Annotated in this window: 1 protein-coding gene; it reads right to left on the bottom strand. The window is 37.1% G+C overall.

From position 1 onward, the window contains the following. Nucleotides 1–110: 110 nt before the first annotated feature. The gene (locus A6M21_RS02665) at nt 111–1,355 is read right to left on the bottom strand and encodes an IS110 family RNA-guided transposase (protein WP_066666364.1); all 1,245 of its coding nucleotides are present in this window, start codon (nt 1,353–1,355) and stop codon (nt 111–113) included. Between the last annotated feature and the right edge of the window lie 313 nt (nt 1,356–1,668).

Here is a 1,668-nt window from a genome sequence, read left to right as displayed (position 1 = left end):
GATAAAGGTTGAAATTAAAAGTACAAATTGCAATAAGAATAAAATGGCATAGCAAACAAGCCATCTTTTGATGACTTTTTAAAAATTAAATATCGAAGTAAGTGTTAAGGCTAAATAGCTGGCTTTATTTTATAGCCTTGAAGTTGAGCTAATAGTATAGCTTGCTCAACCGTAATCTCGCGTTTTGCGGGAAAAGCATCAGATTTTTTATATAATTCAGCATTATATGGTTCTTTCTTCTTCAACATGTTGTATAATGCTGTAAGAAGCATTCTTGCAATAGCAATGATTGCTTTCTTGTGGCCGCGACGCTTTTTGATGCGCAAATAGCGGTTACGAATTTCAGGGTGTTTTTCGCTTTTAACTACAGAGTTAGCACACTGCACAAGAAGCGGCTTAATGTAACATCCTGCTTTGGAAACCCGGACAGATTTTTTCTTGCCTGCACTCTCATTGTTAGTTGGAGTGAGTCCAGCCCATGAGCATAAGTGTTTCGCTGAAGGGAAAGCCTCCATATTTACACCGATTTCAGATACTACGGTAATAGCCGAGAAAATATTTTTAAACGATGGAGCGGTTAGAATTATATCTAGTTCTTGTTGATAAGGCGCAGCGAGCGCAAGAATTAGTTTTTCTAATTCTGCTTTCCGGGATTCCAAATCTTCAAAATGCCCTTTGATGATCTTTAATTTTCCAGCTTGTTCAGGCGTAATATAACCATCAACAGCGAGTTCCAGCTCAGGAAGTTTTTTTAGCATAGAACCATGAATTAAAGATCCAATATCAAAGGAAGTATCAAGAGGATTTTCTAGAAGCTTATCAATTATCTTTTGAGAACTTTTGCCGAAAGTGTCTGAAACAATGTTTCCTAACTGTATGTTAGAAACCGTGAGACAATTTTGGAGTCTGTTCTTTTCGCTAGACATAAAGCAAATAAGCTTAAAGCGATAACGCATTAAGTCACGAAGTTGTCTAATATCAGCAGGAGGCATAAAGCTAGCGGCAACAAGATCATGCTTAAACAGGTCAGCAATCCATTTTGCATCTTTCTTGTCAGTTTTTTTACCACGAATAGCCTTAACATATTTAGGATGTGCAAGTATGATGTTGCAGGAGCTTTCTAATATATTAAACACAGGAATCCAGTATTTCCCGGTAGATTCCATGCAAACATCCTTGCAGTTATTGTCCAAAAGCCATTGTAACAGCTCTCTTAAACCCTTCGTGTAGGTAGAAAAGCGATGGCTTTTATATGTGGTAATTCCATTAGAATTAGTGGAAGCAATACATGCAACCACAAAGGTTTTGTGTACATCAATTCCACAACAGATTTTATACACGATTTTTAAAGCCATAGGGAACTCCTTTCTAAACCGATAGGTTCTAAAAATTAAAGGGATAGACAGCATTGACTGATTGTCTAGCATTAAACGAGAATGTTTAAACAAAGATAAGGTTACGTGCTCAGTGGCACACTTATTTGTGCTTGGAAAGACAATCTACACATATAAAAATGCGGTCACTACGTAAGTGTAGCAAACCACTCACCTCCCCGTGATTTGTAGTTTACTGGTATCCCTATGACATAATTATAGAACAAAATTAGCTCGAAGTGGCACATTTCATTACGTTTTGTGCCTTGAGCGAAGCGAAAGGAATGATTATAAA

Origin of the sequence: Desulfotomaculum copahuensis (assembly GCF_001655685.1) — a bacterium.
Lineage (GTDB): Bacteria > Bacillota > Desulfotomaculia > Desulfotomaculales > Desulfovirgulaceae > Desulfotomaculum_G > Desulfotomaculum_G copahuensis.
The sequence above is the reverse complement of the archived record's forward strand: the minus strand, read 5'-3'. Positions and strand labels throughout refer to the sequence as shown.

Excerpts from the sequence above, each read along its gene's own strand:
- A6M21_RS02665 (WP_066666364.1), bottom strand. The coding sequence starts at position 1,355 with ATGGCTTTAAAAATCGTGTATAAAATCTGTTGTGGAATTGATGTACAC.